At 64.6% G+C, this 14,537-nt stretch carries 12 protein-coding genes; 1 reads left to right on the forward strand and 11 read right to left on the reverse strand.

Annotation, left to right across the window (positions count from 1 at the left end; all coding sequences use genetic code 11):
• Window positions 1–97 precede the first annotated feature (97 nt).
• Together BDO18943_RS18030 and hemE are read right to left on the reverse strand one after the other, a co-directional pair.
• Window positions 98–2,359, reverse strand: coding sequence for a primosomal protein N' (locus tag BDO18943_RS18030; RefSeq protein ID WP_175023459.1), 2,262 nt, complete (start codon window positions 2,357–2,359; stop codon window positions 98–100).
• A gap of 454 nt (window positions 2,360–2,813) precedes the next feature.
• The gene (hemE, locus tag BDO18943_RS18035) at window positions 2,814–3,908 is read right to left on the reverse strand and encodes a uroporphyrinogen decarboxylase (protein WP_301807061.1); all 1,095 of its coding nucleotides are present in this window, start codon (window positions 3,906–3,908) and stop codon (window positions 2,814–2,816) included.
• Window positions 3,909–4,057: 149 nt separating this feature from the next.
• On the opposite strand from hemE, the gene BDO18943_RS18040 reads away from it, so the two are divergent.
• The gene (locus BDO18943_RS18040; RefSeq protein ID WP_175023461.1) at window positions 4,058–4,858 is read left to right on the forward strand and encodes a transporter substrate-binding domain-containing protein; all 801 of its coding nucleotides are present in this window, start codon (window positions 4,058–4,060) and stop codon (window positions 4,856–4,858) included.
• A gap of 722 nt (window positions 4,859–5,580) precedes the next feature.
• Here BDO18943_RS18040 and BDO18943_RS18045 read toward each other — a convergent pair.
• From BDO18943_RS18045 to atpB, 9 genes are all read right to left on the reverse strand, one after another.
• Complete coding sequence (locus tag BDO18943_RS18045; RefSeq protein WP_175023462.1) at window positions 5,581–7,308, reverse strand: AMP-binding protein; 1,728 nt, start codon at window positions 7,306–7,308, stop codon at window positions 5,581–5,583.
• Between the two features lie 257 nt (window positions 7,309–7,565).
• Window positions 7,566–7,991, reverse strand: a complete 426-nt coding sequence (locus tag BDO18943_RS18050; RefSeq protein WP_006477288.1) for a F0F1 ATP synthase subunit epsilon — start codon at window positions 7,989–7,991, stop codon at window positions 7,566–7,568.
• Window positions 7,992–8,147: 156 nt separating this feature from the next.
• Window positions 8,148–9,542 (reverse strand): F0F1 ATP synthase subunit beta, encoded by a 1,395-nt coding sequence (gene atpD / locus BDO18943_RS18055; protein ID WP_043184897.1) that lies wholly within the window; start codon window positions 9,540–9,542, stop codon window positions 8,148–8,150.
• A 66-nt stretch (window positions 9,543–9,608) separates the two neighbouring features.
• Window positions 9,609–10,484, reverse strand: a complete 876-nt coding sequence (gene atpG, locus BDO18943_RS18060) for a F0F1 ATP synthase subunit gamma (RefSeq protein ID WP_175023463.1) — start codon at window positions 10,482–10,484, stop codon at window positions 9,609–9,611.
• Between the two features lie 69 nt (window positions 10,485–10,553).
• Window positions 10,554–12,095, reverse strand: coding sequence for a F0F1 ATP synthase subunit alpha (gene atpA, locus BDO18943_RS18065; protein ID WP_021160444.1), 1,542 nt, complete (start codon window positions 12,093–12,095; stop codon window positions 10,554–10,556).
• Window positions 12,096–12,139: 44 nt separating this feature from the next.
• Window positions 12,140–12,679: a F0F1 ATP synthase subunit delta gene (locus BDO18943_RS18070; protein ID WP_043184892.1), complete on the reverse strand. Its 540-nt coding sequence runs from the start codon at window positions 12,677–12,679 to the stop codon at window positions 12,140–12,142.
• A 2-nt stretch (window positions 12,680–12,681) separates the two neighbouring features.
• Window positions 12,682–13,152 (reverse strand): F0F1 ATP synthase subunit B, encoded by a 471-nt coding sequence (locus BDO18943_RS18075; RefSeq protein WP_011350523.1) that lies wholly within the window; start codon window positions 13,150–13,152, stop codon window positions 12,682–12,684.
• 129 nt (window positions 13,153–13,281) lie between these two features.
• Window positions 13,282–13,554 carry a F0F1 ATP synthase subunit C gene (gene atpE / locus BDO18943_RS18080; RefSeq protein WP_021160442.1) on the reverse strand — a complete coding sequence of 91 codons (273 nt, stop codon included), beginning with the start codon at window positions 13,552–13,554 and terminating at the stop codon, window positions 13,282–13,284.
• A gap of 75 nt (window positions 13,555–13,629) precedes the next feature.
• Window positions 13,630–14,481: a F0F1 ATP synthase subunit A gene (gene atpB, locus BDO18943_RS18085; protein WP_043184890.1), complete on the reverse strand. Its 852-nt coding sequence runs from the start codon at window positions 14,479–14,481 to the stop codon at window positions 13,630–13,632.
• Window positions 14,482–14,537: the final 56 nt, after the last annotated feature.

Consider the following 14,537-nt stretch of genomic DNA (forward strand, 5'->3'; position numbering starts at 1 on the left):
TGCGGCCGTGCGGCAAAAGACGGTTCGGAGGCGCCCGGCGCGGCGGCTCGGGCTTCAACGCAGCGCCCCGCGGCACGATGGCCGCATGGCGCGCCGCTCAGATATCCAGCGGATCGACTTCGACGCTCCACCGCAGCACGCCCTTCAGCGTGCGCAACTCCGGTTGCCACGCGCGCAGCGCATGCTGCAGCGCCGCCCGCGACGCGCTTTCGAGCAGCAACTGCGCGCGATGAACGTTCGCGACCTTGACGATCGTCATCGGCACCGCGTCGTACACGGTCACGCGATCGGCGCCCGGCAGCCCCGGCAACGCGGCTGCGGCCTGCAGCAGGAACGCGAGCGCCGCGTCGAGCGTGCGCCCTTCGGCGCGCAGCAGCGCCTGGTAGACGAACGGCGGCAGGTGCGCGTCGCGGCGCTCGCCGAGCGTCGAATTCGCGAAGCCGACGTAATCCTGCCGCCCGAGCGCGTGGTACAGCGCGTGACGCGGGTAACGCGTCTGCACGAGCACCTCGCCCGGCAGCCCGGCGCGCCCCGCGCGGCCGCTCACCTGCATCAGCTGCGCGAACAGCCGTTCGCTCGCGCGGAAGTCATGCGAGAACAGCGCGGTATCGGCATTGAGCACGCCGACGAGCGACACGCGCTGGAAGTCGTGCCCCTTCGCGATCATCTGCGTGCCGACGAGGATATCGACCTCGCCCGCATGCACGTCGGAAAAGAGCGCCTGCGCGCTGCCCTTGCGGCGCGTGCTGTCCGCGTCGATCCGCAGCACGCGCGCGCCCGGCACCGCCTCGGCGAGCGCCTCCTCGATGCGTTGCGTGCCGCGCCCGAGCGGCGCGATGTCGACGTTCCCGCACTCGGGGCACGATCGCGGAATGCGCGACTCCCAGCCGCAGTGATGGCAACGCAGCGCGTGCTCAGGCTTGTGCAGCACGACGTACGCGCTGCAGCGCGGGCAGCCCGCGACCCAGCCGCACGCGTCGCAGGCGAGCTGCGGTGCGTAGCCGCGCCGGTTCAGGAACACGAGGCTCTGTTCGCCGCGTTCGAGCCGCGCCTTCAGCGCCGCGACGAGCGGCCCCGACAGCCCGCCCATCGACGCGCGCCCGCGCCGCCGCTCCTCTTCGAGATCGATCAGCCGTACGGTCGGCAACGTCGCGTCGGCCACTGCGCGGCGCGACAACGTGAGCCGCGTGTAGCGGCCCTGCTCGGCCTGCCACCAGCTTTCGAGCGACGGCGTCGCCGAGCCGAGCACGACCGTGATGCCGAGCTGCTTCGCGCGCCACACGGCGAGATCGCGTGCCGAGTAGCGCAGCCCTTCCTGCTGCTTGTAGGCGGGCTCGTGCTCCTCGTCGACGACGACCAGCGCGAGCGTCGGCATCGACGCGAGCACCGCGAGGCGCGTGCCGAGCACGATCCGCGCGCGGCCCGTATGCGCGGCGAGCCAGTTGCGCGCACGCTCGCCCTCGGCGAGCCCGCTGTGCAGCGTGACGATCGCGTCGTCGGCGAGCGCACCCGCGAAGCGCGCGCGAAACGCGGCCTCGAACTGCGGTGTCAGGTTGATTTCGGGGACGAGCACGAGCGCCTGCGCGTCCGGCCGCGCGTCGAGCAGCGACGCGAGCGCATGCAGATAGACCTCGGTCTTGCCGCTGCCCGTCACGCCGTGCAGCAGGAACGGCGCGAAGCCCTGCGCGGCGCGGATCGCGTCGAGCGCCTCGGCCTGCTGGTCCGTGAGCGCCGGGGGCACAGTTCGTCCACCGGCTGCCAACAGGTTATCCACAGCTTTGGGCACAGGCGCATCGGCCCAGCCGATCTCCTCGACGTCGACCCAGCCGCGCGCCGCCCAGTCGTCGAGCGTCGCGGCCGCCTTCGGATGCAGCGCGCGCGCATCGGGCAGCGCCAGCGAACCGGTATCGACCAGCGCCTGCGCGAGCCGCCGCAGCGCGGCACCGCGCGCGGGCAACGCATCGGGCAGCGCCGCGCGGCCGGCTTCCGTCGGCCGGTAGCGCACCTCGGGCGCGAGCAGCCGCCCCCAGCGCCCGGCATCGCGCAGCGCCTGCGGCAGCGCCGGCAACGCGACCTCGCCACGCCCGCGCTGGTAGTAAGCAGCGGCGAACGACACGAGCGCGAGCCAGTCCGGGGACAACGGCGGCAGATCGGTGCAGATCGCGTCGACCGCCCGTATCCGGGACGGCGGCACGTCGGTGTGAGTCGTCACTTCGCAGACGAGCCCGACGGCCTGGCGCTTGCCGAACGGCACTTGCACGAGCGTGCCGGGCACGGGCGCCGGCTGCGCATCACAGCGGTAGTCGAACAGGGTGGCGAGCGGATGGTCGAGCGCGACGCGCAGATAGGTGCCGCTCATTACAGCGCTCCGGCGGCGGCACGCGCCGCATGGCCATGGACGGCCAGTATCCGCGCCCGCATCGAGGCGACGGACTTAAAGTAAAACTTCAGATTCGGCGCTAAGTTTTGGATTCGCATTAGGAATCGCCGTATACCCTGCCCAGCCTGTGGATAACTTTGTTGAGAACTCGCCACTCACGGGCCGCAACGCACGCGGGGCCGCGCTTTCCGCTGATTTTCCGCGCTTGTCGCGGTGCCCCGCAGAGCCTTATTCCATAAGGCTGCTATTCAAATTACCGAACCATAGCGAGACAAATTGACCGATACAGGGCTCTACCGCGCTGCAACGTGGAAAATGTGTATAAGTCAAGTCTTGACAAGCACTGAATCGGCAACCGGTGCGGGGTTGCGCCCTGTTTAGCGCCGACAGCGAAACGCTGTCACCCCGCAGTGCAGCATGACAACGCTTGCGTTCAGCCGGCGGCTCCGCTACGAATCGCGCGGCTGTGGCTGTGCACTTCGTCGACGAGTTCGGCGACGTGATCGGGCGACGTGAATTGCGAAATGCCGTGCCCGAGGTTGAATACGTGGCCCGGATGGTTGCCGTAGCTGTCGAGCACCGCGCGCGCCTGTTCGCGTACCGCGGCGGGCGGCGCAAACAGGATCGTCGGGTCGAGGTTGCCTTGCAGCGCGACCTTGCCCGCAACACGCTCGCGCGCCTTGCCGAGGTTGACCGTCCAGTCGAGCCCGACCGCGTCGACGCCGGTCGCCGCGATCTCCTCGAGCCACAGCCCGCCGCCCTTCGTGAAGGTGATCACCGGCACGCGCTCGCCGTCGTGCTCGCGCTTGAGCTGCGAGACCACGCGGCGGATGTAGTCGAGCGAGAAGCGCTGGTACGCGCCGTCCGCCAGCGCGCCGCCCCACGTATCGAAGATCATCACGGCCTGGGCGCCCGCTTCGATCTGCGCGTTCAGGTACGCGGCCACCGCCTGCGCGTTCACGTCGAGGATCCGGTGCATCAGGTCGGGGCGCGAATACGCCATCGACTTCACCGTGCGGAAATCGTCCGACCCGCCGCCTTCGACCATGTAGCACGCGAGTGTCCAGGGGCTGCCCGAAAAGCCGATCAGCGGCACGCGCTGGCGGCCCTGGCCGTCGGTGAGCGCGCGGCGAATCTCGCGCACGGCGCCCGTCACGTAGCCGAGCGTCTCTTCGATGTCCGGCACCGCGAGCTTCGCGACGTCGGCCTCGGTGCGCACCGGATGCGCGAACTTCGGCCCTTCGCCGACCTGGAAGTCGAGGCCGAGCCCCATTGCGTCCGGAATCGTCAGGATGTCCGAGAACAGGATCGCGGCGTCGAGCGGAAAGCGCTCGAGCGGCTGCAGCGTCACTTCGGTCGCGTAGTCGGGATTCTTCGCGAGACCGAGAAAGCTGCCGGCGCGCGCGCGCGTCGCGTTGTATTCGGGCAGGTAGCGGCCGGCCTGGCGCATCAGCCAGATCGGCGTGTAGTCGGTCGGCTCGCGCAGAAGCGCACGCAGGAAGGTGTCGTTGAGCAGGTTATGGGCCACGGTAGGAGCGACGATGCGAGGGCAAAGCGGCATTTTACCGGACAGCCGCCACAGGGCTGCGTATGCCGACGCGATGGCGGCCATATGACGCGCGCGATGGCTCCGTTATGATCGGACGCTCATATCGAACGAAACGAAGGAGGAGACCGATGAAGACATTCGCCACGCTCGCCGCGGCCGCGCTGCTGTGCTGCGCCGCCGCGCACGCGCAGACCGGCGCGGGCGGCGCCACCGCCGCACCGGGCGCCGGCTCGCGGCTCGACGACGTGCTCGCGCGCGGCACGCTGCGCGTGTGCACGACGGGCGACTACAAGCCGTATTCGTACTACCGTGCGGACGGCCACTTCGAGGGCATCGACATCGACATGGCCGAATCGCTCGCGAAATCGCTGGGCGTGAAGACCGACTACGTGAAGACGAGCTGGCCGAACCTGACCGGCGACTTCGTCGCGAAATGCGACATCGCGGTGGGCGGCGTCTCGACGACGCTCGAGCGCCAGAAGCGCGTGTTCTTCACGCAGCCGTACGTCGTGGACGGCAAGACGCCGATCGTGCGCTGCGCGGACGCCGGCAAATATCAGACCATCGCACAGATCGACCAGCCGGAAACGCGCGTGATCGTGAACCCGGGCGGCACCAACGAGCGTTTCGCGAAGCAGTATTTCACGCACGCGAACCTCACCGTCTATCCGGACAACGTAACGATCTTCAAACAGATCCTCGCGGGCAAGGCGGACGTGATGGTGACGGATGCGTCCGAGACGCTGCTGCAGCAAAAGCTGAATCCGGGCCTGTGCTCGGTGCATCCGGACAAGCCGTTCCAGTTCGGCGAGAAGGCGTACATGGTGCCGCGCGGCGACGTCGCGTTCCAGCAGTACGTCGATCAATGGCTGCATCTCGCGCTGTCGACCGGCGAATACCAGGCGATTTCGGACAAATGGCTGAAGTAAGCGGGTGCGCGTACCGCGGCCGATAGCGGGCACCGACCCTGCGGTTGCCGCCCGCGAAAGTCGCTGCACGGCGGCGGCCGAAGCGCCGCCGTTACACTTCGACGCGGCATGCCCGCGCCCGCAAAATCGGCCCGAAGCCACCAAATTGGCCGAACGGCCAACTTCCGCGCAGGCCAATCACGTTTCAAAATCTTTCTGACGAATGAATCGTCATGCGCGGTATCGGCCGAATCGCGCATTTTCTCGCGTACAAATCGGCAGTTCGTCGAGCCTGATACGCATGAAAAACGCATCGTGCGCATGCGCTGAAAACGCTGCGGAAAATATGGGTAAAAATGACCTTTTTCAGGCCCTCAAAAACAGCAAAAAATCCCGGAAAGCCTTATCTGGCGGGCGTTACAACCTGAAACACTTTGTTACCGCGAGGGGTCATTAATTCGCCCACAATGGCCTCAACGGTTTCAACACGGATGCGGTCTCGTGTGCCAAGTGTGAGCGGACGCGAAGCGCTGCGAGCCAGTCGGTCACGTACCGAAGCCCTTCCCAGGGGCATCCCTGTTGGAGTCGTTTCCGGCCCCCCGCCGGACTCGGTTTCATCTTTGGTCTCCTCGCGCTAACCCCGTAGCGTGTGGTTTTTAGCGGGCTAATAAGCCCGCTTTTTTTCGTCCATCGAAAGCGCAACGGCCCGCAGGCCGCCGCGTTTTTCCTGCCTCCATGCCGCGCTACGCGGTCTTCTGCACGTTGAGCTTCAGCTCCTCGATCATCCGGTCGCGCATCACGAACTTCTGCACCTTGCCCGTCACCGTCATCGGCAGCTCGTCGACGAAGCGGATGTAGCGCGGGATCTTGTAATGCGCGATCTGCCCCTGGCAGAACGCACGCACATCGTCCTCGGTCATCTGCTCGTCCGCGCGCAGCACGATCCACGCGCACAGCTCCTCGCCGTACTTCGCATCGGGCACGCCGAAGACCTGCGCGCTCTGAATCTTCGGATGCCGAAACAGGAATTCCTCGATCTCGCGCGGATAGACGTTCTCGCCGCCGCGGATCACCATGTCCTTCAGCCGGCCGACGATGTTGCAGTAGCCGTCCGCATCGAGCGTCGCGAGGTCGCCCGTATGCATCCAGCCATCCACCAGCACCTCGCGCGTCTTCGCGTCGTCGTCCCAGTAGCCGAGCATCACCGAATAGCCCTTCGTGCACAGCTCGCCCGTCGCGCCGACCGGCACGATGGCGCCGCTCGGATCGACGACCTTCACCTCCAGATGCGGCTGAATGCGCCCCACCGTCGTCGTGCGCTTCTCGAGCGGATCGTCGGTCGAGCTCTGGAACGACACGGGGCTCGTTTCCGTCATTCCGTACGCGATCGTGATTTCCGACAGGTGCATCTGCGACACGACACGCTTCATCGTCTCGATCGGGCACGGCGAGCCGGCCATGATCCCGGTGCGCAGCGTCGACAGGTCGAACGTCGGGAACGACGGGTGATCGAGCTCGGCGATGAACATCGTCGGCACGCCATGCAGCGCGGTGCAGCGTTCGTCGGCCACCGCCGCGAGCGTCGCAACCGGGTCGAACGCTTCGCCGGGGAACACCATCGCCGCGCCCTTCGACACGCACGCGAGCACCGCGAGCACCATCCCGAAGCAGTGATACAGCGGCACCGGGATGCACAGCGTGTCCTGCTCGGTGAAACGCATCGCCGTCGCGATCGAGCGCCCGTTGTTGACGACGTTGCGATGCGTGAGCGTCGCGCCCTTCGGGCTGCCCGTCGTGCCGCTCGTGAACTGGATGTTGATCGGCTCGTTGGCCGTAAGCGTCGCGCCGATCGCATTGAGCAACGCGGGATCGACGGCCTGGCGGCCGCGCGCCATCAGGTCCGCGAAGCGGAACATGCCGGCCGGCGCGACGTCGCCCATCGACACGACCGTGCGCAGGCTCGGCACGCGCGCCGCATGCAGGTCGCCCGGCGTCGCGGTCGCAAGCTCCGGCGCGATGGTCTGCAGCATCTCGACGTACGCGGATGTCTTGAAGCGCTCGGCGGCGATCACGGCCTTGCAGCCAACCTTGTTCAGCGCGTATTCGAGCTCCGACAGCCGGTAGGCCGGATTGATGTTGACGAGCACCGCACCGATCCGCGCGGTCGCGAACTGCGTGAGCAGCCATTCGCTGCGGTTCGGCGACCAGATGCCGACGCGATCGCCCTTCACGATGCCGAGCGAGGCGAGGCCGGCCGCCAGCACGTCGACCTCGTTCGCGAACTCGCGCCAGGTCCAGCGCACCTGCTGCTCGCGGAACACGACGGCCGGACGATCGGGAAAGCGGCCGGCCGTGTCGAGCAGGAACCGGCCGATCGTCGCTTCCGAGAGCGGCACGTCGGACGTGCCGCGCACGTACGACAATCCGTTTTCGGGCGCGATCAGCGCGCCCACGCCAAGGTCTGCTGCCATGAATGTCTCCGTCCTTTTTGTCTGATGGAGGCCCGGCACGTGTGCCGCCGCTGCCCCTGCCGCCGGCACCGCACGCCCAGGCCATATCGCGGATGATGCCCAGCTTCGCTGACGATACTCTGACATCAAACCCCGGCGCGCGGATGAAATAGCACGACCGGACGGTATGATCCGGCCCGCAAAAAAACAGACGAAAACGACGGACGAAAAAAAAGCAGCCCGAAGGCTGCTTTCTTTCGCGGGATACGCGGCGCGGCTCAGTGCCGGCTGCGAATCTTCGCCAGACGCTGGATCGCCTCGAGCTGCGCCATCGCGGTCGCGAGCTCGGACTGCGCCTTCGCGAGGTCGAGATCCGACTTCGCGTTCTGCAGCGTTTCCTCGGCACGCTTGCGTGCTTCCTCGGCTTTCGCCGCGTCGAGGTCCTTGCCGCGGATCGCGGTATCGGCGAGCACCGTCACGGCACCCGGCTGCACTTCGAGAATGCCGCCCGCGACGAACACGAATTCGTCGTTGCCGCCCTCGACTTCGATGCGCACCGCACCCGGACGAATCCGCGTGATCAGCGGCGTGTGACCCGGCAGAATGCCCAGCTCACCCGTTTCGCCCGGCAGCGCGACGAATTTCGCCTCGCCCGAGAAGATCTGCTCTTCCGCGCTGACGACGTCTACTTTGATGGTTGCCATATGGACTCCTGTCGGCGAGAGCGCACGCCTTGCGGCGCCTGCCCTCGTCCCATGCACGGCGGATTGAGCGTGTTGCGGTCGGCGCGGCCGGCCTGACTATCGGTCAATGAAGACCGACAACCCGACCCGCACGCGCCGTGCGACTCACTCGAATCCTTACGAGATCTTCTTGGCCTTTTCGAAGGCTTCGTCGATCGTGCCGACCATGTAGAACGCCTGTTCCGGCAGGTGGTCGCACTCGCCGTCGACGATCATCTTGAAGCCGCGGATCGTTTCCTTCAGCGGCACGTACTTGCCCGGCGAGCCCGTGAACACTTCAGCGACGTGGAACGGCTGCGACAGGAAACGCTGGATCTTACGAGCGCGCGCGACCGACAGCTTGTCTTCCGGCGACAGTTCGTCCATACCCAGAATCGCGATGATGTCGCGCAGTTCCTTGTAGCGCTGCAGCGTCTGCTGAACGCGACGGGTGATCGAGTAGTGCTCCTCACCGATCACGTTCGGGTCGATCTGGCGCGACGTCGAGTCGAGCGGGTCGACCGCCGGGTAGATACCCAGCGAAGCGATGTCACGCGACAGAACGACGGTTGCGTCCAGGTGGCCGAAGGTCGTAGCCGGCGACGGGTCGGTCAAGTCATCCGCAGGGACGTACACGGCCTGAACCGACGTAATCGAGCCCTTCTTGGTCGACGTGATGCGCTCTTGCAGCTTGCCCATTTCTTCAGCCAGCGTCGGCTGATAGCCCACTGCCGACGGCATACGGCCGAGCAGTGCCGACACTTCGGTACCGGCCAGCGTGAAACGGTAGATGTTGTCGACGAAGAACAGCACGTCGAGGCCTTCGTCACGGAAGTGCTCGGCCATCGTCAGACCGGTCAGCGCGACGCGCAGACGGTTGCCCGGCGGCTCGTTCATCTGGCCGTACACCAGCGCGACCTTGTCGAGAACGTTCGAGTCCTTCATTTCGTGGTAGAAGTCGTTCCCTTCACGGGTACGCTCGCCCACGCCCGCGAACACGGAATAACCGCCGTGTTCCTTCGCGATGTTGTTGATGAGCTCCATCATGTTGACGGTCTTGCCCACGCCAGCACCGCCGAACAGGCCAACCTTGCCGCCCTTTGCGAACGGGCAGATCAGGTCGATAACCTTGATACCCGTTTCGAGCAGTTCGGTCGACGGCGACAGTTCGTCGAACGCCGGAGCCTTCTGGTGGATCGAACGCGTCACTTCGCTTTCGATCGGGCCAGCTTCGTCGATCGGACGGCCAAGCACGTCCATGATTCGGCCGAGGGTCGGCTTGCCGACCGGCACCGAGATCGGCTTTGCCGTGTTCTTCACGGTCAGGCCGCGGCGCAGGCCGTCGGATGCACCCAGACAAATGGTACGGACCACGCCGTCGCCCAGCTGTTGCTGGACTTCGAGCGTCAGTTCCGAGCCATCGAGAATGAGCGCGTCGTAGATCTTCGGCATGCTGTCGCGCGGGAATTCCACGTCGATAACGGCGCCGATGCACTGTACGATCTTGCCTTCTACCAAAGCAGCAGTACTCATCGCTTTTCCTTTAAATACCTGATTCTTTACTCGCGCAAAGGCGCAGTTGTCGTCCCGGGCGCGCGCTTAAACAGCGGCTGCGCCGCCGACGATCTCCGACAGTTCTTTCGTGATCGCGGCCTGACGGCTCTTGTTGTACACGAGCTGCAGTTCGCTGATCACCGTCTTCGCGTTGTCGGACGCGGCCTTCATCGCGACCATGCGCGCCGATTGCTCGGACGCCATGTTTTCCGCGACGGCCTGGTACACCAGCGCCTCGACGTAACGCACGAGCAGTTCGTCGACGACTGCCTGCGCGTCCGGCTCGTAGATGTAGTCCCACGACGTGGCCGGCGTACCGTCATCGGCTTCGAAGTGTTCCGACGACAGCGGCAGCAACTGCTCGATCACGGCTTCCTGCTTCATCGTGTTGACGAAGCGCGTGTAAGCGATATAAACCGCCGACAGCTTGCCTTCCGAGTACAGATCGAGCTGCGTCTTCACGGCGCCGATCAGCTTGTCCAGATGCGGGGTGTCGCCGAGGTGCACGACCTGCGACATCACCTTCGCGCCGAAGCGGTTCAGGAACCCGAGGCCCTTGCTACCGATCGCGGTGGCTTCGAGCTTCTGGCCCTTCTCTTCCAGCTCCTTGAACTTCTGCACCGTCGCACGCAGCACGTTGGTGTTCAGACCACCGCACAGACCCTTGTCCGTCGTGACGAGGATGATGCCGGCCGTCTTCGCGCCTTCGTTCGCCACCATGAACGGGTGGCGGTACTCCGGGTTCGCGCGGCTCATGTGCGCAGCGATGGCACGGACCTTGTCCGCATACGGACGAGCGGCGCGCATGCGTTCCTGCGCGCGACGCATCTTCGATGCGGCCACCATCTCCATCGCCTTCGTGATCTTGCGCGTGTTCTGCACGCTCTTGATCTTGCCGCGAATTTCCTTCATTCCAGCCATAGCTTGCTCCTTGACCGAAGCGGCGCGGGTGCATCAGCACCCGCGCGGCCTCAGTGTGTCACTCGCGGATCAATAGGCACCGGACTTCTTGAAGGATTCGATCGCCGAGCGCAGTGCGCCTTCGTCGTCCTTCGAGAGATCCTTGGTGTCTTCGATGCGCTTGATGAGGTCAGCGTGGCTGGTCTTCAGGTTTTCGCGCAGGCCCTTCTCGAACGACAGCACTTGCTTGACGTCGAGGTCGTCGAGGTAGCCGTTGTTTGCGGCGTACAGCGACACGGCCAGTTCCCACACCTGCAGCGGCTGGTACTGCGGCTGCTTCAGCAGTTCCGTCACGCGGCGGCCGCGCTCGAGCTGCTTGCGGGTCGCTTCGTCGAGGTCCGATGCGAACTGGGCGAATGCCGCCAGTTCACGATACTGCGCGAGGTCGGTACGGATACCGCCCGACAGCTTCTTCACGACCTTCGTCTGAGCGGCGCCACCGACTCGCGACACCGACACGCCGGCGTTGATTGCCGGGCGGATGCCTGCGTTGAACAGGTCGGTTTCCAGGAAGATCTGGCCGTCGGTAATCGAGATCACGTTCGTCGGAACGAACGCGGTCACGTCGCCAGCCTGCGTTTCGATGACCGGCAGTGCCGTCAGCGAGCCGCTCTTGCCCTTCACTTCGCCGTTCGTGAACTTCTCGACGTACTCTTCCGACACGCGAGCAGCACGCTCGAGCAGACGCGAGTGGAGATAGAACACGTCGCCCGGGTAAGCTTCACGGCCCGGCGGGCGGCGCAGCAGCAGCGAAATCTGACGGTATGCCCAAGCTTGCTTGGTCAAGTCGTCATAAATGATCAGCGCGTCCTGGCCGCGGTCGCGGAAGTATTCGCCCATCGTGCAGCCGGCGTACGGTGCGAGGTACTGCATCGCAGCCGAATCCGAAGCCGAAGCGGCGACGACGATCGTGTATTCCATCGCGCCCGTTTCTTCGAGCTTGCGAACCACGTTCATGATCGACGAAGCCTTCTGGCCGATCGCGACGTAGATACAGATCAGGTCCTTGCCCTTCTGGTTGATGATCGCGTCGAGCGCCACTGCGGTCTTGCCGCACTGACGGTCGCCGATGATCAGCTCACGCTGGCCACGGCCGATCGGCACCATTGCGTCGATCGACTTGATGCCCGTCTGCACCGGCTGCGACACCGACTTACGCCAGATCACGCCCGGGGCGATCTTTTCGATCGCGTCGGTCAGCTTTGCGTTGACCGGGCCCTTGCCGTCGATCGGGTTGCCGAGCGCATCGACCACGCGGCCGACGAGTTCCGGACCAACCGGGACTTCCAGAATGCGGCCCGTCGTCTTGACGATGTCGCCTTCCGAGATGTGTTCGTATTCGCCGAGAATCACCGCGCCGACCGAGTCGCGCTCGAGGTTCAGCGCGAGACCGAACGTGTTGCCCGGAAACTCGAGCATTTCGCCCTGCATCACGTCCGACAGGCCGTGGATACGCACGATACCGTCGGTCACGGAGATCACGGTGCCCTGGTTGCGAACGTCTGCGCTCGCTTCAAGGCCCTGGATCCGGCTCTTGATCAGCTCGCTGATCTCAGAGGGATTGAGTTGCATTATTCGCTCCTGATAGTCAATTCTGTTGCGTGCCGGCGTGGCGCTCAGGCGGTCAACGCAGCCTGCATCGATGCGAGACGCGCGCGAACCGAGGTGTCGAGCACTTCGTCGCCGACCGTCACGCGCACGCCGCCGATCAGCGACGAATCGACTGCGATCGTCGGTTTCAGCTTGCGCTTGAACTTGCGTTCGAGGCCCGAGACGAGACTCTCGAGATCCGCGCCGTTCAGCGGGAACGCGCTCACGATCTCGGCGTCGGCTGCACCTTCACGTTCGTTCTTGAGCGCCTCGAACTGCTCGGCGATTTCCGGCAGCAGCGCGATGCGATGATTGTCGACCAGCATCTGCACGAAGTTCTTCGCTTCGGCGCCAGCCGCGAGCGGCGACTTCACCGCAGCAAGCAGCAACTCGGCTACTTGCGTGCGCGTCACCTTCGGGCTCGACGCGACCGACAGCACTTCCGGCAGACGCGCAACCTGGGCCAGCTCTTGCACGAGCGTGGACCAGGCGGCGATGTCACCGCCCTCGGCCACGCGGAACAGCGCTTCTGCGTAAGGGCGGGCGATGGTTGCAAGTTCGGCCATGATCAGAGCTCGGCTTTCAGTTGATTCAGCAGTTGGGCGTGGGCCGTTTGATCGACTTCGCGCTTCAGGATCTGCTCGGCGCCCTTCACGGCCAGCGTAGCGACTTCGCCACGCAGCGCTTCGCGCGCCTTCACGATTTGCTGTTCTGCTTCCGCCTTCGCCTGGGCGATGATGCGGGCGGCTTCAGCCTGGGCGTTGGACTTGATTTCCTCGGCGACCGCCTGGGCACGCTTTTCAGCGTCGGCGATGCGCTGCTGGCCGTCATTGCGGGCCTGCGCGAGTTCCTGGTCCACGCGCTTGTGCGCGGCGTCGAGTTCTGCCTTGCCCTTCTCGGCGGCGGCGAGGCCGTCGGCGATCTTCTTCGAACGTTCGTCGAGGGCGTTGATCAACGGCGGCCACACGAATTTCATCGTGAACCACGCGAGGACCAGGAACACGACCATTTGCGCAAACAGAGTTGCGTTGAGATTCACGGTGTTTCCTTATCTGCTATTCCGGAAAAATGAAACGGTAAGGCGCTCATCGAGTTGCATTCGATCAGCGCCCCAAGTCTCCGTTCCGCCCTGCGCCGGCTTGCGCCGGACGCATATTTCCGAGGAACCTTAGCCTGCGACGAGCTTCGACAGGAGCGGGTTCGCGAACGCGAACAGCATTGCAACACCCACGCCGATCAGGAATGCCGCGTCGATCAGACCAGCCAGCAGGAACATCTTCGTTTGCAGCGGGTTGATGAGTTCCGGCTGACGTGCGCAGGCTTCGATGTACTTACCACCCATCAGCGCGATACCGATACAGGCGCCGATTGCACCCAGGCCGATGATGATGCCGATACCGATGGCGGTCAGACCCTGGATGTTGGCGATGTAAGCTTGCATGATCACTCCTTTGTGAAAAGACTTGGAACTGAGATTTAAAAAACTAAAACGGAAACTCTTTCTTGCACGCCGCGCTTAGTGCTTGTCGTGCGCCTGGCCGAGATACACCAGCGTCAGCATCATGAAAATGAATGCCTGCAACAGAACAATCAGAATGTGGAAGATTGCCCAGACGCTGCCCGCGATCACGTGGCCAACGAAGCCGAGGAACGTTGCGTCGCCACCGAAGCTCCACATGCTGCCGAGCAGGGCGATCAACAGGAACAACAGCTCACCCGCGTACATGTTGCCGAACAGTCGCATACCGAGGGAGACGGTCTTCGCGAGATATTCGACGATGTTGAGCGCGAGGTTCGGGATCCACAGCAGCGGGTGGGCGCCAAACGGTGCCGACAGCAGCTCATGCACAAAGCCGCCCGCGCCCTTGATCTTGATGCTGTAGTAGATCATCAGGACGAACACGCCGAGCGCGATGCCGAGCGTGCCGTTCAGGTCGGCCGTCGGGACGATGCGATGGTGGGAAATCACGTCCGACAGACCGAGCAGGCCGATCACGCGGCCCGGCAGGTCGACCGGGAGGAAGTCGAGGGAGTTCATCAGCGCGACCCACACGAACACCGTGAGCGCGAGCGGAGCGATAAAGGTACGATTGCCGTGAACGATGGCCTTCGATTGGTCTTCGACCATCTCGACGAGCATCTCGATCGCGCACTGGAAACGGCCCGGCACGCCCGACGTCGCCTTGCGGGCGGCCAGACGCAGCACGAGGATCGTCACGATGCCGCAAACGATCGACCAGAACAGCGTGTCGATATTCCAGACGTGAATGTCGAAAATCGACGTCTGATGCGAGGTGGAGAAATTCTGCAAGTGGTGCGCAATGTACTCGGACGGATCCGGACCGCGCGTGCCTTCGCTAGCTGCCATATCGTTAATGCCACCCAAATTGTCGAAAATCGTTTTGCCAGTTCCGCAACACGCTA

Source organism: Burkholderia aenigmatica (assembly GCF_902499175.1).
GTDB classification, from domain to species: Bacteria; Pseudomonadota; Gammaproteobacteria; order Burkholderiales; family Burkholderiaceae; genus Burkholderia; species Burkholderia aenigmatica.

Coding starts and splice junctions, on each gene's coding strand:
- BDO18943_RS18030 (WP_175023459.1), bottom strand. CDS start 2,359: ATGAGCGGCACCTATCTGCGCGTCGCGCTCGACCATCCGCTCGCCACC.
- BDO18943_RS18040 (WP_175023461.1), top strand. CDS start 4,058: ATGAAGACATTCGCCACGCTCGCCGCGGCCGCGCTGCTGTGCTGCGCC.
- BDO18943_RS18045 (WP_175023462.1), bottom strand. CDS start 7,308: ATGGCAGCAGACCTTGGCGTGGGCGCGCTGATCGCGCCCGAAAACGGA.
- BDO18943_RS18050 (WP_006477288.1), bottom strand. CDS start 7,991: ATGGCAACCATCAAAGTAGACGTCGTCAGCGCGGAAGAGCAGATCTTC.
- atpD (WP_043184897.1), bottom strand. CDS start 9,542: ATGAGTACTGCTGCTTTGGTAGAAGGCAAGATCGTACAGTGCATCGGC.
- atpG (WP_175023463.1), bottom strand. CDS start 10,484: ATGGCTGGAATGAAGGAAATTCGCGGCAAGATCAAGAGCGTGCAGAAC.
- atpA (WP_021160444.1), bottom strand. CDS start 12,095: ATGCAACTCAATCCCTCTGAGATCAGCGAGCTGATCAAGAGCCGGATC.
- BDO18943_RS18070 (WP_043184892.1), bottom strand. CDS start 12,679: ATGGCCGAACTTGCAACCATCGCCCGCCCTTACGCAGAAGCGCTGTTC.
- atpE (WP_021160442.1), bottom strand. CDS start 13,554: ATGCAAGCTTACATCGCCAACATCCAGGGTCTGACCGCCATCGGTATC.
- atpB (WP_043184890.1), bottom strand. CDS start 14,481: ATGGCAGCTAGCGAAGGCACGCGCGGTCCGGATCCGTCCGAGTACATT.